The following is a 22490-nucleotide window of genomic DNA, read 5'->3' as shown; positions in this document are numbered from 1 at the left end:
CATCTTTGGGAAAGAAAAAAAGAAATCATTGAGATTTCTTTTTGATTAATTTTTTCTAAGATGATGAATAACACTTGATATTAATATTTTCTTTTTGTGGTTGGTCTCTACCATCAAGTGTCCATCCTCATTAATTTCTTTACATATGGCTTGATGGTTTTTTTGATTTTCTGTGTAAGTGATCCATTGGTTCTTATAGGCCAATTTTTGGTTGAGGTCTTTAATGATAAAAGTAGGATCATTCTTGTAGATTTCATAATCTTTTTCAAATTGATTTTGAATTTTCAATAATAGGCTGTCTTGTTTAATATCTACTTGACTGATCTGACTTAATGAGATGGCTTGATTCTTAATATGGTTAGGAAAATCATTATTATTGACATTAATCCCTATACCGATAATTAAAGCTTTTAATGAGTCTTGATATAGTGATTCTACCAAGATTCCAGACACTTTTTTTCCTTGAATTAATATATCATTAGGCCACTTGATAAAAGATTCTTCTGTATAGAGACTTATAACTTTATTCAAGATATATGCTGTATATAAAGGCATAAGTTGAATGGCTTTAGCTGATAATTTGTCTTTAATCAAGATAGAAAATGTTAAGTCTTTATCTGTTGAAAACCAAGTATTTACCAACCTACCCTTGCCTTGGGTTTGATGGTGAGTTAAGATGCAATCAAAGTGTTGGTAGTCTTGATAATGGTCTTTTAAATATGTGTTAGTAGAGTTAACAGAATCTAAAAAATAAGTTTTCATACTTTATCCAAAGAATGACAACAATAAGCCCGCAGCAATAGCAGAACCAATGACACCAGCAACATTAGGTCCCATAGCATGCATTAATAGATAATTGTTAGGGTTGGCGATTTTTCCTTCTTTCATAGCGACTCTAGCAGCCATAGGAACAGCTGAAACACCCGCAGCTCCAATAATAGGATTGATTTTCTCTTTGCTGACGAGATTCATGAATTTTCCACCTAAGATCCCAAAGATGGTTGCCACGATAAAGGCGAATAAACCTAAACCAATAATCATTAGGGTTTGGGTTTGTAAGAAGTTAGTCGCTTTGGTAGTTGCTCCAATACTTAAACCCAATAAGATAGTGACTGAGTATAGTATGGTTTTTCCACTGGCATGAACTAAGTTAGGAACAACCCCTGATTCTTTAATTAGATTTCCTAACATCAACATACCGATTAAGGGTGCTGAAGAAGGTATTAAGATAATGGTGATTAAAGCTACAATGATTGGAAAGATAATTCTTTCTTTTTTTGATACTTCTCTTAATTGTGTCATTTCAATTTGACGTTCTTTTTTGCTTGTAAATAATTTAATTAATGGTGGTTGGATTATAGGGACCAAAGCCATATAAGAATAAGCAGCAATAGAAATAGCCGCCAATAAATGAGGGGCTAATTCACTTGATAGTAAAATAGCTGTTGGGCCATCAGCTCCACCTATAATGCCTATAGCTGCCGCTTCAGCGCCGGTAAAGTTTAGTAATAAAGCACCTAAGAAAGTCACAAAGATTCCAATTTGAGCAGCGGCACCTAGTAACATTGATTTTGGTCTTGCAAGTAAGGGACCAAAATCAGTGGTTGCGCCGATGCCAAGGAAAATTAATGAAGGATAAATACCATAGGATACTCCATAGTAAATATAGCCAAACATACCTGAGTATTGATTGATTTCTTCACCGTTTTCAATAATGGTTTCTTTTATAAATAAGTTGGTTCCAGGTATATTTACTAGTAACATGGCAAAACCAATGGGTAGAAGTAAATAAGGTTCAAATTTCTTAAAAATGGCCAGAAATAATAAGGTCAATGCGATGATGATCATGATGACATACTTCCAACCGTCTTCACTAAAGAAAGCGTAAAGTCCGGAAGATTCGTAGAGTTTACTTAATAAATCACTCATCTTAACTTACCTTGACTAAGGCTTGGTTGTTTTCGACTGTGTCACCAACTTTAACAAGTATTTCTTCAATGACATAGTCTTGATCAGCAGTAATATCGTTTTCTAATTTCATAGCTTCTAAGATTAAAATTGAATCACCTGCTTTTACCTTTTGACCGACCTTAACTAAGATACTTTGGATGGTGCCTTGCATAGGTGATTTGATTGCGTGACCTTGGTTCCTTGAAGGCTTAGTCTCTTGTTTTGGACTTTGAATTTCTTGAGTGTTTTCTTCGATAGATTCTAATTCAACTTCATAGATTTTTCCATTTACTTTTACTTTGTATATTTTCATGATTTGATCTCCCTAATTGATTTTAAATATGGTTCTTTTTTTGTGGATTCTAGATAATCGATGGATGCGACTAAGGCAGCCACCATCATATCTTCATCTAATATGTCTTGATTTTTGATTGGCGCTTTACTTGTGGTCATGGGTTGATGTTTTTGTGGACTTAATTTTTTTAAGGGTGTAATGGCTAGGACAATCAAAGAAATAATAAGTATTACAAATAAGATGCTTAATAAGGATAAAAGTAAGCCATCAAAAAATGTGAATGCTAGTGTCATAAGGCTCCTCCTGTATGTAAGGTAAACTCAATGGTTTCATTTTCTTGAGATTTAAAAAACTTAAGTGCCACTGATTCAAATAAAGCAATACTTAAGACATCTTCATCACTTTTTACGATATCCTTATATTTTTCTTTTATGTTTTCAAACTGAGGCTCAAGGTTATCTGCAGGTCTATGACTTAAAACTGGGTCATCACCGATAATGCTTTTTCTAAAGTTTGGATCAATATCTCCTGGTGCCTGGCCATATTCACCACGCAAATAGGCTTTGATTTCTCCTGGAACTAGTTTATATCTTTGGCCACTTAGAATATTCATAATGGCTTGAGTGCCCACCATTTGAGATAGGGGTGTCACTAGTGGAGGATAACCTAAGTCTTTTCTAACCTTAGGGACTTCATTTAAGACTTCTTCATATTTGTCTAAGGCTTTTTGGTCTTTGAGTTGACTTAATAAATTAGAAATCATACCTCCAGGAATTTGACTATGCAATATTTTTGGGTTTGGAGTTAAGGCCTTAGGATTTAAAATACCATTTTCTAAATACTTATCTTTAATTTTAGTTAAGATATCTTTAGCTGCTTCTAAATGATTAAAATCTAGAGTGTTATCTTGACCTAATAAAGTGGCTATAGCTTCAGTGGCTACTTGTGAAGTACCACCAGATAATGGAGATAAAGCAGTATCAATGATATCTACACCAGCTTCAATAGCCTTAGCATAGGTGACAGGAGCCAAGCCAGAAGTAGCATGTGTATGAAAATTAATTGGAATTTTTATATTATTTTTTAAAGCTTTGATTAAATCAAAGGCTGTATCAGGCATTAAAATACCTGACATATCTTTTATACATAATGAATCAGCACCCATGTTTTCTGCTTTTTTTGCTAAGTCTACATAATAGTTAATTGAATGGACAGGGCTGGTTGTGTAAGATAAGGCAATTTGTAGATGCCCATTATATTTTTTTACAGCTTTGGCTGAGGTTTCTAAATTTCTTAAATCATTTAAGGCATCAAATATTCTTATAATATCTATGCCGTTCTCAAGAGATTTTTCAACAAATTTTTCGACGATATCATCTGGATAGTGTTTGTATCCTAAGATATTCTGTCCTCTAAATAACATCTGTAATTTGGTTTTTTTAGCGACTTTCCGCATTTTTCTTAATCTTTCCCAAGGGTCTTCATTTAAGAATCTTAAAGAGGCATCAAAGGTGGCACCACCCCAGACTTCTAAGGCATAATATCCAGCCTTATCAAGTTCCGGTAATACTGCCAATATTTCATCAGTTGTTAGGCGTGTTGCCATTAAAGATTGATGGCCATCCCTTAGAGCAGTTTCAACAAATTTTACACTCATAATAGTTCCTTTCTTTATAAAAAAAACCTGAAACAATCAAAGAATGAATCAGGTAAATCATGCCTAAAGTAATCAATAGATTGTTACTAAATACCATGATGATTATAACACTTTATGAAATATATTCAACCTATAAAGTCAAGTATTTTATGAACATATATTCATATTTGTTCTTTTATTTAATTTGGTTGCTTGCGACCAGTAATGGATCCCATACTGGAGAGAAGGGTGGAGCGTAAGCAAGGTCTAATTGTGAGAACTCATCGGCTGTTAATTCTTTTGTAATGGCTAAAGCCATGATATTGATTCTATCAGACACTCCTTTTTTACCAACCATCTGACAACCCTTGATGATTTTTGTTTGTGGGTCATAGACCATTCTAACAAAGATAGGTTCCGCTCCAGGATAGTAACCAGATTGGTTTTTGGCTGTGATATCGACAAAATCATAATTTAAGCCTAGGCGTTTTGCTTCATCGAAACCAAGACCGGTTTTAGCAAAGGCATAATCTGCGATTTTTAGAATATTAGAACCAATAATCCCCTTGAATCTAACTTGGTTTCCTTCAATATTCTCTGCGATGATTTTTCCTGTCTTATTGGCATGGGTTCCTAAGGGAACAAAGACTTTTTCTTTAGTGAGTAGATGGTGATAGGAAGAACAATCACCAGCTGAGTAAACATTTTTAAGAGAAGTTTCTTGGTATTCATTGGTAATGATGGCACCGTTTTTTAACATTTGAATTCCAGAGTTTTTTAAAAATTCAGTGTTTGGTCGAACCCCAATAGCTTCAATGACCATATCAACAGATAGGGTTCTATTATTGGTTTTTATGATTGTTTTTTGATGATCTTTTTCATAAGATTCTAAAGCTTCATCTAAATATATTTGAATATTCTCTTTTTCAAGAATTTCTTTTGCTTTTTGAGCCACAAAAGTATCATAGACTATTAATAATTGTTTGGCTCTTTCAATAATATGAACTTTAATGCCTAAATGGGCAAAATTTTCTGCGATTTCTAAGCCTATATAACCCCCACCTATAATAGCAACTTCTTTAACATCTTTCATGTTTGCTTTTATCTTGCGAGCGTCTTCAAGGGTGTTTAATACATAAGGGTTTACTTCCTTAGAACCTGGAATATTGGTTCTATTGGCTTTGGTTCCTGTAGCGATGACTAAGTAATCAAATTTGTCTTTTATGGTTTTCTTGTTTTCTCTATCAAAAATTTCAATACTTTGATGTTTATAGTCTAAATGTGTAACTTCATGATTTAGATAGACTTGAATGTTTTGTTTTTCAAAATCATCTTTGTTTCTAGCAAGGAGTTTGTTTTCATCTTTAATGACATCACCTAAAAAGTAAGGCATACCACAGCCACCATAGGATAAATCTTCACCCATTTCATATACTGTGATGGTCATCTTAGGATTGAGTCTTCTTAGTTTAGAAGCAGCCGACATGCCAGCCGCAACACCACCAATAATAATTGTTTTCATAGGTCACCTCTTTTCTATAGTTTATCATAAGCCATTTGTTTTTTTAATGGTCCTGCTTAGATAAAGATAATATTTCCTTTATTTATTAAATATTATATAATAAAGTTATGAAGAGAGTATTCTTTAAGGAGGTTCTTATGGAATCAATGATTGTTTATTATTCAAAGACTCAAAACACTGAGTCCGTTGTTAAGAGATTTGATATTCAAGCTAAAATGATTAAGGCACAGTCTCAAGACCCTAATCAAAAACATATTGTTTTACTTGAAAAACCTGATATTAGAAATGTTGACCATATCATTTTTGCTTGTCCAGTTCATGGTTTTCAGGCATGTAGGATTATGAAAGCTTATTTAGAATCCTTAGATGACTTAAGAGGGAAAACTATCGATTTGTTTGTGACCCATCATTTTCGTTTTGCTTGGTTGGGAGGCATTCAAGCTTTAAAACAAATGCGTCAGATCATTCATAAGAAAAATGGTGTCGTTAGACATGAAAGATCAATAAATTGGAAGTCTCATAAGAGAGAGTCAGATATTCAAGAAATGATTCAACTTTTTCAAAAAGAATAATTATATAGAAGGAGGGATAAAATGAACAAATAATTTTATCCTGCTAAAGATACTTTAGTGGGAAAATTGTAAACAAATACCACTAAGGAGAATAAGAATGCTAACAATAAAAAATTTATCAATCAAAGATAATGTTTTTGATTATGAAATGATTCATAATTTAAATTTTACTTTACAAGAAAATGATAAAATTGCCATCATAGGTTCTGAAGGAACAGGTAAATCTACTTTATTAAAACTATTGGCTGGATTTCCTTTAAATTATATAGACTATGAAGGAGAAGTTATATGTCATACTAAAATAGTCTATGTTGATCAAAACATCTCAAATAGATGGAATTTATATACATTGTATGAATATTTTTATAAGCAAGATGATATTTTTAGAATTCAAGCAGATTTAAGAAAAACTTTAGCTTTATTTGCTTTAGATTATAATACCATCATTGATAGACACATCAATACTTTATCAGGCGGAGAAAAGGTCAAGTGTGCTTTAGCTTTGGCTATAGCTAGAAAGCCCGATATTCTTTTATTAGATGAACCATCTAATGATTTAGATTTTCAAACCATTGAGTTTTTAGAAAATTTTATGAATCACACACAAATTCCTTTGTTCTTTATTTCGCATGACCAACGCTTATTAGAAAATGTGGCAAATGGTATAATTCATTTACAACATGTCCATAAGCAAATGCTATGTAAAACTTTTGTATATAGGGGAAAATATAAGGATTATAAGAATTTGTATTTTAGAAAATATGAATCAGATTTACAAATCGCTAGGAAACAAAGATCTGATTATCAAGCAAAGATGAAAAAGTTTAGGCAGATCTATCAAAAAGTTGAATACCAGCAAAACCAAGCTGTTAGAAATCCTGAACTAGCTAGATTATTAAAGAAGAAGATAAAATCTTTAAAAAGTCAAGAATCAAGATTTTTAAAAGAAAAAGAAACCTGGATTGATATACCCGAATTAGAAGAACCTATGCATATCTTTTTTGATGGGGAAAGCAAAATCAATCATAAGAAACGTATCATTGAAATTGATATCAATCATTTTCTTCTTCCAAATCATAATACCATTGAACGCATCTATTTAAACTTAAGAGGTAATGAGGCTTGTGTGATTTATGGGCAAAATGGAGTTGGAAAAAGTACGCTTATAAAAGCCATCATAAAATATTTGGACCAACAAGGTATTCACTATGCATATATTCCTCAAGATTATATGGAACTATTAGAAAGAGGTATGAGTGTTATTGAATATCTTAACAAAAAACAAAGTAAATATCCTGATTATAGAATTAGACAAATTTTAGGTCAATTGGGTTTTAAAAGAGATGAGATGGAAGCTAAGTGTGAAGACTTAAGTGAAGGTCAAAAGTTAAAGATTTTATTATTGCTTATGGTATCTATTGAATCTGAAATAATCATCTTAGATGAACCAACGAGAAATATATCTCCTATAAATCAAGATGAAATTTATGATTTGTTTTTACAATACCAAGGGGCTATATTAGCAGTTAGTCATGATCGTCTATTTATTGAATCCGTTTTTGATCGTATCTTTGAGTTAAGAGAAGATGCTTTAGTTGAAATTTAACAAGGGAAAGTTATAAGATTATTCTTATAGCTTTCTTTTTTGCATTTTTATCATAATCACAAGAATTTTCTTTAAAAAATATATAAATTCAACAATATAATTTGAGATAATCTTTAAGAATTCTATAAATAGATTATAATAAATTAAGTAGAGGAGGTGTCTATGTCAAAAGATGAGTATCAATTTAGAGACTTACAAAGACCACCAGATGAGTATCAGACTTATCAGGAACTTTTGATTAGAAATGATGATGTAAATATAAATACTAAGGCAAGTTCAAAACATAAAGATAAAAAAGGTATTTTTAAAAATTTTACGCATTTTATGAAGTCTGCCTTTGTGATCGTTGTGGCGGCACCTGTCATTGTTTTAGCGGCGGAAAGATCAGGATCATCTATAGATTTAGAAATCTATGATCTTGGTTACCATCATTTAACCTTACTGGTTAGATATGATGGTTTGGCTAGTGTCAAAGTCTCTGGCTATGATTATGAATCTATTTATGAAATTATACCTTATGAAGATCATTTTCAAGAAGAGTTTACTGAATATGAAAGTGAATATTATTTACCAGAGTATTATATTGAGTTCTTTGGTTTAATGGATGATTATTGGTATAAACTTGAGGTCTTTGATGAAGATGGATATAAAATCTATGAAGATAGTATTCATACATTGACTTTAGTGAATGTAGAAGATATGCCACCACCAGAACTATCATATTTTTCATATTATAGTGATTTGGTCAATCAAAGTTTGTATCTTTATGTAAGTTTTAATGATCCGAATTATTTTTTATATGATTTTCAATATCATATCATTATTGATGATCAAATATATTATATAGAAGCATTATCAAATTCAAAATATGGTGGTTCTATTGATATGTCTAAGTTTGGTGAGGTATTTTATTTTCAAATTAAGATTAGTGCAAAATCAAGACATCCGTTAAATGAAGGTGAATTGATTGTAATAAACGATGTATATTATGAATAGGGGAGAAGATGATGGATTTTAAGAATATTGATAAAAAAGTTTTACTAAAAAAAGTATTACCCTGGGCTTTAAGTGCTTTATTTATTTTGATTCTAGTATTTGCAGGAAATATTTTTGGAAAAGGCAGTCGTTTAGCTTTAATTATTGGAACTAGTGAAGGTGGTTTTCAGTCGATAGGATCTTGGTTTGATAATCATCTGGATCCTATCATTAAGTCAATCATTTGGATAGTTATTATTATCATGGCAACTCATTTAATTCGCTATCTTGTTTCTAAGTTTTTTATCTTTGGTAAAAAAGCAAAAACAGCAGGTAAATTAATTGATTCTTTAATCAAATATATATCATTTTTTGCCTTGGTCATTATTATATTGGTTGAATGGGGTATCAATGTCAGGTCTTTACTTGCTGGATTAGGGATTTTAGCTTTATTGTTAGGTTTGGGTGCCCAATCATTAATTGCTGATATCGTCAGTGGCTTATTTATAGTCTTTGAAGGTGATTATCAAGTTGGAGATGTCGTGGTTTTAGATGATTATCGGGGGACTGTAGAATCTATTGGTTTAAGAACCACTAAGATTAAAGACATCGCTGGTAATGTTAAAATCATTAATAATTCAGAAATTAGATCGTTAATTAATATGACTGTTGATTTATCAGTGGCGGTTGTGGATGTGGAAATATCCTATGATGAATCCATTGAGCAAGTTGAATTAGTGATTGGTAAAAACATTGAAAGAATCCAAAAACAAGTTAAAGACATTATAGAAGGTCCTTTTTATAAGGGTGTTAATGCCTTTAAAGCTTCTGGTATTGAATTAAGGTTCGTGGCTAAGGTAGATGAAGAAAACCGTTATCAAGTTGAAAGGGATTTAAGAAGACAAATAAAGATTATCTTTGATGAATTTAAAATTTCTATTCCTTATCAAACGGTTACGATTGCAAATTTAAATGATTCAGAGGCATCTAAGTTAAGTCATAAAGATAAAGAAAAAGTTAAAGACTTTTTAGAAGAACAAAAAGAGAAATCAAAAGAAATTAGCGAATCACAAAATTAAAAGCAAGGATATCCTTGCTTTTATTTTTCCTATAAAAAAAGTGTTTTCCTTCTTAGTGTTCTATAGTATAATGGCTTTGAAAAGAGGTCATTATGAAAGAAATAGAGAAAAACAAAATAGCTTGGAATCAATTGTCTAAAGATCACTATGAACATTTTAAAAAAGAGTTGTCTTCTAGGGAGACTTTATTAAATAAGAATATTCTTAGGGAACTGGGTGATGTTCAAGGTCGATCATTAATTCATTTACAATGTAATACTGGGGCAGATACCATTTCTTTAGCTAGACTTGGCTTATCTAAGGTTGTTGGGGTTGATTTATCCAATGAAAATATCAAGTATGCTAATTTATTAAAACATGATTTTAAGATGGATATGGTGTCTTTTATTGAATCAGATGTTTTATCATTAGAAAAAATCCATAAAGATAAATACGATATAGTCTTTACATCTGAGGGTGTGTTGGGTTGGTTGCCTGACTTAGATCAATGGGCAAGGGTTGTTAGGTCTTTATTAAAGGATGATGGGTATTTTTATATCTATGATTCTCATCCATTTTTCCATACATTTGATGAAGAAAAATTAGCCAAGCAAGAATTAATTTTAAAATATGATTATTTTAATGCAAAAGCAGATATGGCTTATGAAATTGGTGGTTATGCAAGCCAAACAATGTATTCTGAAAATTATTGGTGGAACCATACTTTGTCTGATATCATTAATGCTTTAATTAAAGCGGGTTTAAAAATAGAGTATTTGCATGAGTATGATACCTTATTTTGGAATAATGGTCGTATGGAAGCAATAGATAAAGGTTTATATATATATCCTAAGTTTAGGAATAAATTACCCATGTCTTTTTCTATAAAAGCTAGTGTATTGTAAAGAAATTTATTTTTTATATATTCACTTACTTTTTTCTTGTAAAACAAGGAAATAGGAGTATAATTTAATCGAATCATTGTTAAAAAAATAAGACAGATTGATTTCTGTCTTTTCCTTTGGAGAGAATATGCCTAAAATTGGTTTGAGAACCATTAAAACAGCTGTGGCTGTTTTTATTACTTTTTTAATTAATATTATTTTATACTTGATTTCACCAAACTTTGCCAATACTTGGTATTCACCTTTTTTTGCTTCTATAGCGGCTGTTTATTCTATGCAAAGAGAGTTTTCTCAGTCATTTGCTTTGGCTAGAATCAGAGCCTTAGGTTCTATAGTTGGTGGGCTTTTTGGCATGGTCATTATTTTAATATATGAGACTTTTTTAAGTAATATCATTATTGATCAATATGGCTTGATTATCAACATGTTTGTCTTATATATCTTAACGAGTATCTTCATTATTATTTTAATTTACTTTTTAGTTAAATTTAAGATTAAGGATTTGGTATTTGTCGCTGCCTTAACTTATTTATCTGTCACCATTTCTTTAAGAAATGATTTACCAGTGGTTGCTTTTGCAGTCAATCGAATTTCATCTACCATTATCGGGGTTTTAGTGACTTTAGGGATAAATAATCTTCATGTTCATCATCATAGAAATAAGAATATTTTATTTGTTTCTGCCTTAGATGCTTGTTTGCTTAATAAAGAGAAGTCTTTATCATCTTATAGCCAATATCATTTAAGTGCTTTATTAAATGATGGACTTAATTTTACTATTTCAACGACCCGTACACCCTCATCTTTATCTAGGATTTTATATGGTTTACCCTTAAAGAATGAGTTGATGATTATGAATGGAGCTGTTAAATATGATATTGTTAAGGAGAAATTTCTTGATATCAAATATATTAAGAAAAGTGCTCAAATCGGTATTGATGCTTATTTTTCATCAATAAATAGAAATGTTTTTACTTATACCATTATTGATCAAGCCTTGTCTATTTATCATACTGACTTTGAAAATGACTTAGAAGAGAAATTCTATTATGATCGTAAGAATGATTATTTTAGAAATCATATTAAGGGGAAAATCGATTTTAATGAAGATGTTGTATATTATGTTTTAATTGATACACTTGATAAGGTTCATCAATATAAGAAGGATTTGCTTGATTATTATAGGGCTTATATATCTTGTCAAATTTATGCTTATGAAGAGGGGTCATCCTATTATTTTTTAAAAATATATAAGTCAGATATTTCGAAAAAAGAAGCCTTGAAAGCTTTTGTAAGTAAAAATCCTAATGAATTTCTAATTAGCTTTGCATCTAAGTCATATGACTTAGAAATGATGTCCTTAAGTGATTTTTCATTTGCTTTAGCAAGTGCGGATGAAGAGGTTAAAGCTAAGGCAGATTATTTGATTCCTATTGATCAAGCTGATGGTGTTGTTAGAATGATTAGGAAGCTTTATTATGCTAGGGATTATAAGATGCTTTTAAAAAAGATTAAAAACTCAAAAAACAGATGAAAAAATCTGTTTTTTTTCTTTATAATAAATTCGTTTTAATAATTTTTAATAATCCTCAAAAATATCATAATATATTATGATATTGTTTTGTTAGATATGTCTAACATGTTATAATATCTTTGCTTGATTTTCATAGTTTATTTCGATTGGAGGAAGAAGATGGTTATCAAAGACTTACAATTATCTTATGATAAAGATATTGTCATTGAAGATTTATCAATAGAAATAAAAGAAGGTAAAATAACCACGATTATAGGCCCTAATGGGTGTGGTAAGTCAACTTTATTAAAGGCAATGTCTAGAATATTAGAACCCATTCAAGGGGAAATATTGTTAGATGGTAAGGATTTGTTTACCATTCCTACCAAAGATATTGCTAAACGATTGGCTTTTTTACCCCAATCACAAGATGTTTTGAATGGCTTGACTGTTTTTGAATTGATTTCTTATGGAAGGTATCCTTATCAAAAGGGTTTGGGTAAATTATCAGAAAAAGATCATTTAGCCATCCATAAGGCCATGACTTTAACTCATGTGGAAGATTTAAAGAATCGATCAATTGATCAATTAAGTGGTGGACAAAGACAGAGGGTTTGGATAGCCATGTCTTTGGCTCAAGAAACTAAAATGATTTTTCTTGATGAACCAACGACTTATTTGGATATTGCTCATCAATTGGATGTCTTACATTTGTTAAAGGATTTAAATCAAAATGCTGGTAAAACCATTGTGATGGTTTTACATGATATTAATCAAGCGGCTTTTTTTTCTGATGATGTAATCGCGATTAAGGAAGGACAAGTTGTTAAGTCTGGTCCAGGTGAATCTGTAATCACTAAAAAGATTATTCAAGATGTATTTGAAGTTGATGTGGACATTATGTTTGATCAAGCAACCAATAAACCCATTACCTACAATTATAAAAGACTTTAGAGAGGAGTGTATACTTTATATGGGTGAGTATACAAAAAAGGTATGAAGAAATTATTTCTTGTTTTAACAGTGGTTTTTTCTATGTTCTTTATCATGGCTTGTCAAAATGAAGAAAATCAGGAACAATCACTTGTCGCATATGAGTCAGAAGAAGGAACCATTATGGTTCCAGAGAATCCTCAAAGGATAGTTGTTTTAGCTACTTATAATACAGGTCACGTATTGGCAGCTGGCGGGCAATTGGTTGGGGCGACTTCTTGGGATTTCTTGAATGAAAGATATGATGAGTATTTACAAGGTGTCGAAGAGGTATCTGAAAATAATGTAGAAGGGATTATTGCTTTAAATCCTGACTTAATTATCGCTCAACCTGGTATTGCTAATTTAGATCAAATTAGGGAGATTGCTCCTACGGTTGTTTATACTTATGGTAATTTAACTTACTTGGAACAATACATTGAAATTGCTAAATTATTAAATAAAGAAAGTCAAGCCCGTGCTTGGGTTGAAGATTTTAAAACTAGGGCTTCAGAAGCTGGTGAATTATTTAAAGAAACCTATGGAGAAAATACCACTATTTCTGTAGTTGAAGTCTATGGTAAACAATTGTATGTTTATGGCAATAATTGGGGTAGAGGTACAGAAATCTTATATCAAGAAATGGCTTTAGCTATGCCTGAACTCGTGAGAGAAAATGCGCTAGGTCCTGGATATTACGCTATTTCTAATGAAGTTATTGGAGATTATATGGGTGATTTTGTGGTCTTAAGTAAACACTTAGAAGCTGATATGTCTTTTGAATCGACTTCAGTTTATCAAAATACGGATGCCTACCAAAATGATAGGATATTGGTGGTTGATGGAACGAGTTTTTCTTATAATGATCCAATTACTTTAGATTGGCAATTACAAGTATTTAATACATTTTTCTTTGAATAAAAAAGGATGTGAAAACTATGAATAATAAATCATTTATATTTAAGATGACTATGATGTTCATAGTTTTCTTTTTATCTATATTGGTCGCTATGAAAGTAGGGGCGGCTTCGTCATCTTGGGATAGTGTTTTTAATGCTTTATTTGCTAAAGATAAGTCTAATATTGGGCTCATTCTTTTTGAGATAAGAATACCTAGGGTCTTGGCTGCTTTATTGGTTGGGTCAGCCTTAGGTTTGGCAGGGTCTATGATGCAAGGGATGACTAGAAACCCCTTGGCAGATCCTGGTTTATTGGGGATTAGTGCTGGGGCTATGTTAATGATTACCCTAGGACAAATCTTTTTTAGAGCATTAGATTTTATTGGTTTTATGATTTTAGCTTTTATAGGTTCTTTAATAGGGGTGGTTATTGTTTTATCCTTAAGTTTTGTTTCTCGTAAGAAACTAACCACCATGACCTTACTCTTGGCTGGTTCAGCGATTTCAGCCATGCTATTTGCCTTATCTCAAGGTTTTGGCTTGTTGTTTAATGTGTCAAAAGATGTATCTATGTGGACCAGTGGAGGTTTGATGGCCATGACTTATTCACAGGTCCTTTTAGCCTTACCCTTGGTTATCATTGCTTTGATAGCTTCTTTGTTTATGGCTAAAGATATCACTGCTATTTCTTTAAATGAAGAAGTCGCGATAGGTTTGGGTTTAAAAATACAAAGAACCAAAACCATTGGTTATTTTTTAATTGCCTTATTAACAGGTGTATCAGTAGCTTTAGCTGGCGCCTTAACCTTCGTTGGTTTAATGATTCCTCATTTAGCAAGAATGTTGGTGGGTTATGATTATAAAAAAATCATTCCAGCATCTTTTCTTATAGGTGGTATATTTATAGTATTATCTGATAGTCTAGCTAGAACCATTAATGCCCCCTATGAAACACCTTTGATTGCGATTGTATCAGTCATTGGTTTGCCTTTTTTCTTTTGGGTTATTAAACAAAAGACTGGAGGGGAATTATAATGAAAAAACTTTCTTTTAAATCTATCATTATTTTATTTTCTATAATAAACTTTATACTAATTTTATTAAATTTAGCCATTGGTCAAATTAATATGTCTTTGATGGAGCTTATTCAAGGAATTTTTACCAATCATAATCCCTTGAACCAATATGTTATTCTTAACTTGAGACTACCAAGAGTACTTATTGTTTTATTTTCTGGTATCGCTTTGGCCATGGCTGGAGCCTTATTACAAACCATCTCTAAAAATGATTTGGCAGATCCAGGGATTATTGGTATTAACTCAGGGGCTGGTCTTGGGGTGACTATCTTCTTTTTGCTCTTTGTTTTTAATGCAAAGTCATTTGCTTATTTATTACCTTTCATTGCTTTTATGGGAGGATTGGTTAGTGCTTTGTTAATTTTTGTACTTTCATATCATAAGAACAAAGGTATCCACCCTTATAAAATGATTTTATTGGGTGTTGGTTTTTCTATGGCAGCTTCAGGTCTTATGGTTTTATTAATCACTTCAGCTGAAAGAGACCAAGTTCAATTCATCACCAATTGGTTGGCTGGAAATGTTTGGGGTGGAGATTGGCCATATGTTTGGGTGACACTTCCTCTTATTGTTCTTTCAGTGATATATATTGGTTTCCAAAGTCAAACCTTAAATATCATTCATTTAGGTGAAAACCACGCCAAGGGACTTGGTGTCAATATGAAGAGGAAACAATTCACTTATTTATTAATAGCGACAATACTTGCTTCTGTATCTGTGGCCGTGGTGGGTAATATTGCTTTTATTGGTTTATTAAGTCCTCATATTGCCAAACAATTGGTGGGGATTAGACACCAAAAATTCTTGCCTGTGGCTGGATTGATTGGGGCTAATATCATGTTGGCCAGTGATTTATTGGCTAGGAATTTAATCCAACCCAATGGTTTACCAACAGGAATCTTGGTTGCTTTTATAGGGACACCTTATTTTATTTATTTAATATTGAAAAAATAATTTATATTATTTTTGATATTGTTTATATAGCCATAATATTATAAAATACTTGTGAATAAATAATTAATAAAGGATGGCTTTATGAAAATTATAGGAATTGCTGGTGGAACAGCCTCAGGTAAAACAACCATTGCTAATAAATTAGGTGATTTGTCTAATCAATTTGGTCAGGTGAATATTATTCGATTGGATGATTATTACTTAGATCATCCCGAGTTAGATTTAGAAGAAAGAAGAAAAATTAACTATGACCATCCCAATGCTTTTGACACAGATTTATTGGTCAAACATATAGGTGATTTAAATAAAAATCAGTCTATTGATGTCCCTGAATATGATTTTGTTAATCATGCAAGAAAAATAAGCACAAAAAAAGTCCAACCATCAAAAGTATTAATTATCGAAGGTATTTTGGTTTTGGCAATCAAAGAAATTTGTGATTTATTAGACATAAAAATATTTGTTGATACACCTGATGATATTAGGTTTATAAGAAGATTATCCAGAGATGTTAAAAAAAGAAATAGGACTTTAGATAATGTGATAGACCAGTATTTAACCACAGTAAGGCCTATGCATAAGGTCTTTGTAGAACCTTCCAAAGAAAACGCTGATTTAATTATTCCTGAAGGCGGACATAATTCAATCGCCATTGAAATGGTTTTTAAAACCATCATTGATTTATTGAATAAGTAAATAATTGCCAACATTTAGTGTGTTGGTTTTTTTTATTATAAGGAGACCCTATGAAAAAGATATATTTTATTGAAGGATTGCCTGGTAGCGGGAAAACGACTTTATCAAGGAAACTATCTAATTATTTAAGCTGTGTTCAAGATAAGTGTTGATAATAAATATTAATAATTGTTAAAAATCAAATTATTTGGTAAAAAAGTAGTGCCAAACAGAAATGCGGATAATAATTCCTGATTAAAGTGTCTTTAATCAACCAGCTTGGTAACCGAGTTTCTGTTTGGCGACGAATCTTAACCTTCAAGCTGGTTGCTTAAGGACATTTTTTATTAGGAGAATACCAAACATGATTGAATCAACAATTACCCAAGATATAATGTTACTGATTAATGCTTTATGTGCCGATGATTATAATGATTTATTAGAGGCTTTATCAACGAATCAAGACACGATCAACATAGCCGCTGATGCACTTTTAAAAATTATCTTTCGTGAACGGCCTTTATCACCTAATTTGGTAAAATATGGCAAGACAAAGAATGGAAACCAAAGATATTTAGATAAGGAAACAGGAAAACAGTATCCATATCGAATCAATCAATTGTAAAATATACAAAGAAAACATATAAGCAATGGTCTGATTATGTAAGATGTATGCTTTATGGCTTATCATTGAGTAAGATTGCTATAGAGGTTGGTATATCAAAAACAACTGCATTTAACTGGCGTCATAAGATTATGGAAGCAATGAAAGAGTATGAGGCGGAGTTTCAGTTAAAGGGTGAAATTCAATTAGATGAAACGTATTTTTTGCTTAACTTAAAAGGTCCATGGAAGAATAAAGATATGCCAAGATCACCTAAGAAGCGGGAACACCAAGTGTTAAGCGAGGTATAAGCAATGATCAGGTTTGTGTGCATATTGGTATTGATGAGACGAATCAAATATTAACTAAGATTATTGGTCAAGGAAATCCACTAGGAAAAGATATCTATCAAGCTTTAGATTCAAAAATTGCAAAACAAAGCACAATAATCACAGATAGTAAATCAGCGTATAAAGAAGTCTCTAATGGTTTAGAATGTGAATTGTATCAAATACCTTCAGGTAAACATCGATTAGGTGATTATAATCTAGGCCATATGAATCAATATCATAGTGAACTAAAATCTTGGTTTAAAAGGTTCAAAGATGTTTCGACAAAACATCTCGAAGGATATCTGATGTGGTTTCGATTCATGAAACGTCTCAACTATAAGTTAGCGTTTAATTAACAAGAAAAATATATGCTTAATTATGTCATATCGACGGAAACAATCTTTAGAAATAAAGATATTTCTCAAAAACTGTTCCCGGTTGATATTTATAAACCATATCAACACTTATCTTGAACACAGCTTATATAAAAAAACACTTAAACATCTATTTTAAGATGTCTAAGTGTAAATAAACTTGTAGTAAACTTGTTGTATAGTCATTAATTAATGGGTATCAACTATAAAACTCGGGTCATAATGGTGATAATCGTTGTTAGTTTCTTTTTCATAAACCCCACCTTCTTTCCTAAATATTCTATCATACTTTTTTCAAATGGTTGAGAAATTTATATATTTTCTAAAGATCATTTTCGTGATATAATAAAGTCAATAACGGAGGTTGATGATGAAGAAAATGATTGGACTATTAATGGTATTAACCTTGGGCTTATTGCCGCAAACAGCCACAAGTCTTGAACAACCAGATCAGTTTATTTTTGAAGACAATCAATTGACCTGGCAAGCCGTTGAATTTGCAGAGACCTATGAAATCACGGTCAATGGTCAGGTGTTTGAACGTGATGTTCCAATGATTGAACTCATTGAAGAAGGTAGCTATTCAGTTTCAGCTGTTGCGCGCGGCCAAGGCTTTGAAGATTCTATGGCTGGACAAACCACCGTAGAGATAGACTATGATCAAGACTATCTTTTTACTTTAAATGAAGAAGCCAATACCTTGTTTTGGGACGCGGTCCCTCAAGCAAGTCACTATCTCATTTCATACAACTACGCGTTTGTTAAGGTAAATCAAACAGAGTTTGATTTATTAACCATAGATACAGATACAATCACTGTCCAAGCTGTTTTTCCAGATGGGTCTAAAACAGGTGTTATTGGATTAATCTTGGATGTACCAGAAGAATAGATAAGGAAGATACATGCCAACATATAATGAACTGAAGAATAAATTATTAGATTATGCATATGACCATAAAATACCAATCACTGGTGAATTTGAAATCACCAGTCATTGTAATTTTAACTGTGAGATGTGTTATGCAAAAAATACTGACCCTGTCTTAAAGAAAGATGATTGGTTCCAGATTTTTGATATGGCACAAAAAAATGGGATGTTATACGCCTTATTGACAGGTGGTGAGATTTTTACGCATCCAGATTTTATTGATATATATGAATACTTATATGACCTAGGGGTCAAGATAACCCTTTATACCAATGGATCTTTATTAAAAGAAAGCATATTGCATACCTTAAAAAAGCGACCGCCTGAAATGGTCGCTATAACCTTATATGGTTATGATGAGACATCATATAAAGAATTTACTAAAAGTCAATCGTTTAATGCGGTTGACCAAACCATAGATGCATTAAAAACCAATCATATCCCATTGGTATTAAGAACCATTCCATTACCATATATATATCAGAGATTAGACCATATCATTGATTATGCGAAATCAAAGGGGTGTCATCTGGGATATTTCTTATATGTGTCTAAGGTTAAAGGCCAAGATAGATTAAAGCCCAAAGACTTACTTGATTTTGAGTTAAGACTTAAAACAGCCTTTCCAATAAAAAGTCAACCTAAACATAAACGACTCTGTGGTGCCTTTAAAAATGGTTATTTTATTAACCATAAGGGTTATATGCAAGCGTGTCCAATGATGCCCATACCATCAAGAAAAGTTGAAGATGATTTAATGGCAACCTTTAAGACGCTTCAAAAAGAATGGGAAACCATGCTTGAGGCGTCCCCTTGTACAAACTGTGAACATCGAGACGGTTGTATGACATGTCTAGCAAGACGCTACTTAGAAGGTAATGTCTTTAAATGCGCTGCTTATTTAAAAGATATCGCCTTGGAGAGAAATCATGGTTAAACGGATAAAAATTGGGCAGATGATCATTGATTTGACTTATTCATATGATGCATATTTCTCTGATAAATTAGACCCTTACCGAAGTGATGAGACGGCAAATAAAGTACACACCCTATCCATTGAAACATTAGAAGAAATCACACCACCAAATAAAGACATTACCTTTACCTATAAAAACCGTTATAAAATGGTTTCAGAAGAAGAAACCTATATCGTGACACACTTTAATCAGGGTAAAGGCATTAAACATATGATTTATCATACCAATGATTATCAAACAATTAAGATCTATCTTAATAAAAAACTTGGCCAAAGATTGGCTGAGTATGAATATGTTTTATCTGGTATGGCTTTTTTTGAAATGGCCCTTGTTAGTGGTTACTTACCAGTTCACGCATCCTGTATCCATTATAAAAACCATACCTTTTTATTATCTGGACCATCTAAGTCAGGTAAGTCAACCCAAACCAATTATTTTATGCAAGCATATCCAGCATCAATCATTATCAACGAAGATAAACCATTGGTTTATTTTAAAGACCACCAAGCCTATGTCGTCGGATCACCTTGGTCAGGCAAGCATGTGATAAATGCCAATATGGAGCGACCACTCGATTTCATGTTTTTTATCGAAAAAGCCAAAGACTTAAAGATAAAAGAACTCTCTAAGAACAAAAAAATTCAAGAAGTCTTTAGAAATATTCACCGGCCTGGCGATGAAGTCTTGGTAGACCAGATGATGACCATTGTCGACCACATGATGCATGATTTAGATATATATGCTTTTGCATGTATTCACCATATACAAAGTGCTTATTATTTATATAAATTTATGGAGGAAAACCTATGAAAATTAAATCTGATTATGTGATTAAAAGTATTGGCGAAGACATTGTTGTTGTGCCAGTAAAAGACGAAGCTGTCCGTTTTAATGGCATTATTTCTTTAAACAAAACAGGTCAATTCTTATTTAAGACCTTACAAAATTATGATTTAGAAGAAGGGGATTTACTTAAAATTGTCCTCGATACATATGATGTCGATGAAGCACGTGCTAAAAAGGATATTCATACCTTTATTAAGAAATGTCAAAAACATGGACTCTTCAACTAAGAAAGTGATTGAAAATAAGGTATTTTTTCAAACCATTACAGATACTTTAAGTGATAAAGCATCTGTTTCTTTCATTGTGAAAGGTAGGTCAATGATGCCTTTCTTACATGATCAAGAAACAGAAGTTTTTTGCAAGAAAAAAAACAGATATCAAGTTAATGATATCTGTTTGTTTAATATAAAAGACCAGTATTTCCTCCATCGACTCATCAAGATTAAGGGTGATCAATATTTTTTTAGAGGTGACCATCTCTATACGTATGAAATTGTTGGAGAAGATCAAATCCTAGCTTATGTTTATCAGTTTCAGCATAAAGATAAAATGATTATTACAAAAAACTGGGTCTACCGGTTTAAGGTATTTATCACCTTGAAATTTAAAGCAATCAAGATGTTTTTAAGACATATCTACAGGGGGGTAATTCATGGACGTCAATAAAGCCATGGTTTTACTAAATCATATCATCAAACAAGAGAAAATCAGTGAACCTCTAACCCAAGCAGACTATAAAATCTTAAGGGCCAATCAACTATCAGGAACAATTTATCCCCTAATTAAAGACCAAGAAAATCTTTATAAAGGCTTTAAAGAAGATTATTTTCGTTACATTCAAAGAGATGAAATCCAAGTACAATTGATTAAAGAAATCAATGGTCTCTTTAATCAACATCAGATTGATCATATCTTCTTAAAAGGATCATATTTAAAAACCCTTTATCCCCATAGTTTTATGCGTGTGATGGGTGATATTGATATTTTAGTTAGACCAGAGTCTATGGACAAGGTTCATAAGGTATTGGAAGAACATCACTTTAAGAACTGGCATAATTCATCTAATCATGACTGTTTTATAAAGGATAAGATTAATGTTGAAATCCATCCAAAATTAGATTCTGAGTTTTCTAAAGCTTATGGAGACTTGTTTTTGAACCCATGGCTTTATGCATCTACAAAAGATGCACATAGATATCATTTGTCTGATAGCTATCGTTTTTACTATCAACTATACCATATGATTAAACATCTCTATCATTCAGGGGTTGGATTAAGAACCTTTATAGACCTTTATTATCTCTTAAACACAACATCATTTCATAAAGACGTATATGAAGAAATCTATGATAAGTTTCCTAAAAAAGACTTTGTAAATTTTATCCAATGTTTGGTAAAAAGATATTTTACAAATGTTGGATTGTTAAAAAAAGAACTTTGTGGTAAAATAAATCAAAACCAAATAAATGAATTTATTACATACGTGACTCATTCTGGTACCCATGGCATCGGCGAAGACCATAACTTATTTATTGGCGGCATGGCCAGCAAACACGGTAAAAATGAATTCATTATCTGGACAAAAATTAAGTTTTTATTTTCAAAAGCCTTTTTGCCATTTAAGGCAATGAAAGGTATGTATCGATATTTAAGAAAATATCCCTTTTTACTCCCTGTGGCTTACATCCAACGGATATTCAGTTTGTTATTTAGGAAGAGTTCAAGACGTAAACTAAAACGCATGAGTGCCAACAAAGATGACATCCAATACGTAGAAAAACTCTTTATAGATATAGGAATAAAATAAACAGGAGGATTTTT

Annotated in this window: 26 protein-coding genes; 20 read left to right on the top strand and 6 right to left on the bottom strand. The window is 31.8% G+C overall.

Translation table 11 applies throughout. The features are described from left to right. Positions 1-45: 45 nt before the first annotated feature. The 6 genes from HF295_RS02995 to HF295_RS02970 form a co-directional block, all read right to left on the bottom strand. A complete protein-coding gene (locus HF295_RS02995) occupies positions 46-762 on the bottom strand; it encodes a biotin--[acetyl-CoA-carboxylase] ligase (protein ID WP_312032372.1) in 717 nt (238 codons plus the stop codon). Between the two features lie 3 nt (positions 763-765). After that, a complete protein-coding gene (locus HF295_RS02990) occupies positions 766-1929 on the bottom strand; it encodes a sodium ion-translocating decarboxylase subunit beta (RefSeq protein ID WP_312032371.1) in 1164 nt (387 codons plus the stop codon). Position 1930: 1 nt separating this feature from the next. After that, on the bottom strand, positions 1931-2263 hold the full coding sequence (locus HF295_RS02985; protein ID WP_312032370.1) for a biotin/lipoyl-containing protein: 333 nt from the start codon (positions 2261-2263) through the stop codon (positions 1931-1933). Then, on the bottom strand, positions 2260-2538 hold the full coding sequence (locus HF295_RS02980; protein WP_312032369.1) for a hypothetical protein: 279 nt from the start codon (positions 2536-2538) through the stop codon (positions 2260-2262). The genes HF295_RS02985 and HF295_RS02980 overlap by 4 nt, the downstream gene beginning before the upstream one ends. Beyond that, positions 2535-3905 carry a pyruvate carboxylase subunit B gene (locus tag HF295_RS02975; protein ID WP_376739680.1) on the bottom strand — a complete coding sequence of 457 codons (1371 nt, stop codon included), beginning with the start codon at positions 3903-3905 and terminating at the stop codon, positions 2535-2537. Before HF295_RS02975 ends, HF295_RS02980 begins: the two co-directional genes overlap by 4 nt. Before the next feature lie 172 nt (positions 3906-4077). Further along, entirely contained in the window at positions 4078-5403 is a 1326-nt protein-coding gene (locus tag HF295_RS02970; protein ID WP_312032367.1) for a CoA-disulfide reductase, read from the bottom strand. A 137-nt stretch (positions 5404-5540) separates the two neighbouring features. Here HF295_RS02970 and HF295_RS02965 point away from each other — a divergent pair, with 137 nt between their 5' ends. From HF295_RS02965 to HF295_RS02870, 20 genes are all read left to right on the top strand, one after another. Then, positions 5541-5975, top strand: coding sequence for a flavodoxin family protein (locus HF295_RS02965; protein ID WP_312032366.1), 435 nt, complete (start codon positions 5541-5543; stop codon positions 5973-5975). A 97-nt stretch (positions 5976-6072) separates the two neighbouring features. Then, complete coding sequence (locus HF295_RS02960; protein ID WP_312032365.1) at positions 6073-7581, top strand: ATP-binding cassette domain-containing protein; 1509 nt, start codon at positions 6073-6075, stop codon at positions 7579-7581. Between the two features lie 162 nt (positions 7582-7743). Beyond that, a complete protein-coding gene (locus tag HF295_RS02955; RefSeq protein ID WP_312032364.1) occupies positions 7744-8577 on the top strand; it encodes a hypothetical protein in 834 nt (277 codons plus the stop codon). 11 nt (positions 8578-8588) lie between these two features. Continuing rightward, positions 8589-9635 carry a mechanosensitive ion channel family protein gene (locus HF295_RS02950; RefSeq protein WP_312032363.1) on the top strand — a complete coding sequence of 349 codons (1047 nt, stop codon included), beginning with the start codon at positions 8589-8591 and terminating at the stop codon, positions 9633-9635. Positions 9636-9727: 92 nt separating this feature from the next. Further along, the gene (locus tag HF295_RS02945) at positions 9728-10519 is read left to right on the top strand and encodes a class I SAM-dependent methyltransferase (protein WP_312032362.1); all 792 of its coding nucleotides are present in this window, start codon (positions 9728-9730) and stop codon (positions 10517-10519) included. Between the two features lie 127 nt (positions 10520-10646). Continuing rightward, positions 10647-12053, top strand: coding sequence for an HAD hydrolase family protein (locus HF295_RS02940; protein WP_312032361.1), 1407 nt, complete (start codon positions 10647-10649; stop codon positions 12051-12053). Positions 12054-12212: 159 nt separating this feature from the next. Then, the gene (locus HF295_RS02935; protein WP_312032360.1) at positions 12213-12986 is read left to right on the top strand and encodes an ABC transporter ATP-binding protein; all 774 of its coding nucleotides are present in this window, start codon (positions 12213-12215) and stop codon (positions 12984-12986) included. 42 nt (positions 12987-13028) lie between these two features. Then, complete coding sequence (locus tag HF295_RS02930; protein ID WP_312032359.1) at positions 13029-13925, top strand: iron-hydroxamate ABC transporter substrate-binding protein; 897 nt, start codon at positions 13029-13031, stop codon at positions 13923-13925. A gap of 17 nt (positions 13926-13942) precedes the next feature. Next, positions 13943-14938: a FecCD family ABC transporter permease gene (locus HF295_RS02925; RefSeq protein ID WP_312032358.1), complete on the top strand. Its 996-nt coding sequence runs from the start codon at positions 13943-13945 to the stop codon at positions 14936-14938. Continuing rightward, a complete protein-coding gene (locus HF295_RS02920; protein ID WP_312032357.1) occupies positions 14938-15933 on the top strand; it encodes a FecCD family ABC transporter permease in 996 nt (331 codons plus the stop codon). Before HF295_RS02925 ends, HF295_RS02920 begins: the two co-directional genes overlap by 1 nt. 81 nt (positions 15934-16014) lie before the next feature. Continuing rightward, the gene (gene udk / locus HF295_RS02915) at positions 16015-16629 is read left to right on the top strand and encodes a uridine kinase (RefSeq protein WP_312032356.1); all 615 of its coding nucleotides are present in this window, start codon (positions 16015-16017) and stop codon (positions 16627-16629) included. A 343-nt stretch (positions 16630-16972) separates the two neighbouring features. Next, positions 16973-17233, top strand: a complete 261-nt coding sequence (locus HF295_RS02910; RefSeq protein ID WP_312032355.1) for a hypothetical protein — start codon at positions 16973-16975, stop codon at positions 17231-17233. Between the two features lie 65 nt (positions 17234-17298). Beyond that, complete coding sequence (locus HF295_RS02905; RefSeq protein WP_312032354.1) at positions 17299-17523, top strand: hypothetical protein; 225 nt, start codon at positions 17299-17301, stop codon at positions 17521-17523. A 17-nt stretch (positions 17524-17540) separates the two neighbouring features. After that, complete coding sequence (locus HF295_RS02900) at positions 17541-17900, top strand: transposase (protein WP_312032353.1); 360 nt, start codon at positions 17541-17543, stop codon at positions 17898-17900. A gap of 388 nt (positions 17901-18288) precedes the next feature. Continuing rightward, positions 18289-18807 (top strand): hypothetical protein, encoded by a 519-nt coding sequence (locus HF295_RS02895; protein WP_312032352.1) that lies wholly within the window; start codon positions 18289-18291, stop codon positions 18805-18807. A 13-nt stretch (positions 18808-18820) separates the two neighbouring features. Then, positions 18821-19783, top strand: a complete 963-nt coding sequence (locus tag HF295_RS02890; protein WP_312032351.1) for a radical SAM protein — start codon at positions 18821-18823, stop codon at positions 19781-19783. Further along, positions 19776-20633, top strand: a complete 858-nt coding sequence (locus HF295_RS02885; protein WP_312032350.1) for a hypothetical protein — start codon at positions 19776-19778, stop codon at positions 20631-20633. Before HF295_RS02890 ends, HF295_RS02885 begins: the two co-directional genes overlap by 8 nt. Continuing rightward, entirely contained in the window at positions 20630-20896 is a 267-nt protein-coding gene (locus tag HF295_RS02880; protein WP_312032349.1) for a PqqD family protein, read from the top strand. Before HF295_RS02885 ends, HF295_RS02880 begins: the two co-directional genes overlap by 4 nt. Then, positions 20880-21335, top strand: a complete 456-nt coding sequence (locus HF295_RS02875; protein WP_312032348.1) for a S24/S26 family peptidase — start codon at positions 20880-20882, stop codon at positions 21333-21335. Before HF295_RS02880 ends, HF295_RS02875 begins: the two co-directional genes overlap by 17 nt. Then, on the top strand, positions 21322-22476 hold the full coding sequence (locus HF295_RS02870; RefSeq protein WP_312032347.1) for a nucleotidyltransferase domain-containing protein: 1155 nt from the start codon (positions 21322-21324) through the stop codon (positions 22474-22476). The genes HF295_RS02875 and HF295_RS02870 overlap by 14 nt, the downstream gene beginning before the upstream one ends. The last annotated feature ends 14 nt before the right edge of the window (positions 22477-22490 follow it).

This window comes from Hujiaoplasma nucleasis (genome assembly GCF_013745115.1).
Taxonomy (GTDB): domain Bacteria; phylum Bacillota_I; class Bacilli_A; order Izemoplasmatales; family Hujiaoplasmataceae; genus Hujiaoplasma; species Hujiaoplasma nucleasis.
This window is presented reverse-complemented; position numbering and strand designations above follow the sequence as displayed.

What these genes read in the sequence shown, in the direction of transcription:
- HF295_RS02995 (WP_312032372.1), bottom strand. Translation starts at nt 762, where the DNA reads ATGAAAACTTATTTTTTAGATTCTGTTAACTCTACTAACACATATTTA.
- HF295_RS02990 (WP_312032371.1), bottom strand. Translation starts at nt 1,929, where the DNA reads ATGAGTGATTTATTAAGTAAACTCTACGAATCTTCCGGACTTTACGCT.
- HF295_RS02985 (WP_312032370.1), bottom strand. Translation starts at nt 2,263, where the DNA reads ATGAAAATATACAAAGTAAAAGTAAATGGAAAAATCTATGAAGTTGAA.
- HF295_RS02980 (WP_312032369.1), bottom strand. Translation starts at nt 2,538, where the DNA reads ATGACACTAGCATTCACATTTTTTGATGGCTTACTTTTATCCTTATTA.
- HF295_RS02970 (WP_312032367.1), bottom strand. Translation starts at nt 5,403, where the DNA reads ATGAAAACAATTATTATTGGTGGTGTTGCGGCTGGCATGTCGGCTGCT.
- HF295_RS02965 (WP_312032366.1), top strand. Translation starts at nt 5,541, where the DNA reads ATGGAATCAATGATTGTTTATTATTCAAAGACTCAAAACACTGAGTCC.
- HF295_RS02960 (WP_312032365.1), top strand. Translation starts at nt 6,073, where the DNA reads ATGCTAACAATAAAAAATTTATCAATCAAAGATAATGTTTTTGATTAT.
- HF295_RS02955 (WP_312032364.1), top strand. Translation starts at nt 7,744, where the DNA reads ATGTCAAAAGATGAGTATCAATTTAGAGACTTACAAAGACCACCAGAT.
- HF295_RS02950 (WP_312032363.1), top strand. Translation starts at nt 8,589, where the DNA reads ATGGATTTTAAGAATATTGATAAAAAAGTTTTACTAAAAAAAGTATTA.
- HF295_RS02945 (WP_312032362.1), top strand. Translation starts at nt 9,728, where the DNA reads ATGAAAGAAATAGAGAAAAACAAAATAGCTTGGAATCAATTGTCTAAA.
- HF295_RS02940 (WP_312032361.1), top strand. Translation starts at nt 10,647, where the DNA reads ATGCCTAAAATTGGTTTGAGAACCATTAAAACAGCTGTGGCTGTTTTT.
- HF295_RS02935 (WP_312032360.1), top strand. Translation starts at nt 12,213, where the DNA reads ATGGTTATCAAAGACTTACAATTATCTTATGATAAAGATATTGTCATT.
- HF295_RS02930 (WP_312032359.1), top strand. Translation starts at nt 13,029, where the DNA reads ATGAAGAAATTATTTCTTGTTTTAACAGTGGTTTTTTCTATGTTCTTT.
- HF295_RS02925 (WP_312032358.1), top strand. Translation starts at nt 13,943, where the DNA reads ATGAATAATAAATCATTTATATTTAAGATGACTATGATGTTCATAGTT.
- HF295_RS02920 (WP_312032357.1), top strand. Translation starts at nt 14,938, where the DNA reads ATGAAAAAACTTTCTTTTAAATCTATCATTATTTTATTTTCTATAATA.
- udk (WP_312032356.1), top strand. Translation starts at nt 16,015, where the DNA reads ATGAAAATTATAGGAATTGCTGGTGGAACAGCCTCAGGTAAAACAACC.
- HF295_RS02910 (WP_312032355.1), top strand. Translation starts at nt 16,973, where the DNA reads ATGATTGAATCAACAATTACCCAAGATATAATGTTACTGATTAATGCT.
- HF295_RS02895 (WP_312032352.1), top strand. Translation starts at nt 18,289, where the DNA reads ATGAAGAAAATGATTGGACTATTAATGGTATTAACCTTGGGCTTATTG.
- HF295_RS02890 (WP_312032351.1), top strand. Translation starts at nt 18,821, where the DNA reads ATGCCAACATATAATGAACTGAAGAATAAATTATTAGATTATGCATAT.
- HF295_RS02885 (WP_312032350.1), top strand. Translation starts at nt 19,776, where the DNA reads ATGGTTAAACGGATAAAAATTGGGCAGATGATCATTGATTTGACTTAT.
- HF295_RS02880 (WP_312032349.1), top strand. Translation starts at nt 20,630, where the DNA reads ATGAAAATTAAATCTGATTATGTGATTAAAAGTATTGGCGAAGACATT.
- HF295_RS02875 (WP_312032348.1), top strand. Translation starts at nt 20,880, where the DNA reads ATGGACTCTTCAACTAAGAAAGTGATTGAAAATAAGGTATTTTTTCAA.
- HF295_RS02870 (WP_312032347.1), top strand. Translation starts at nt 21,322, where the DNA reads ATGGACGTCAATAAAGCCATGGTTTTACTAAATCATATCATCAAACAA.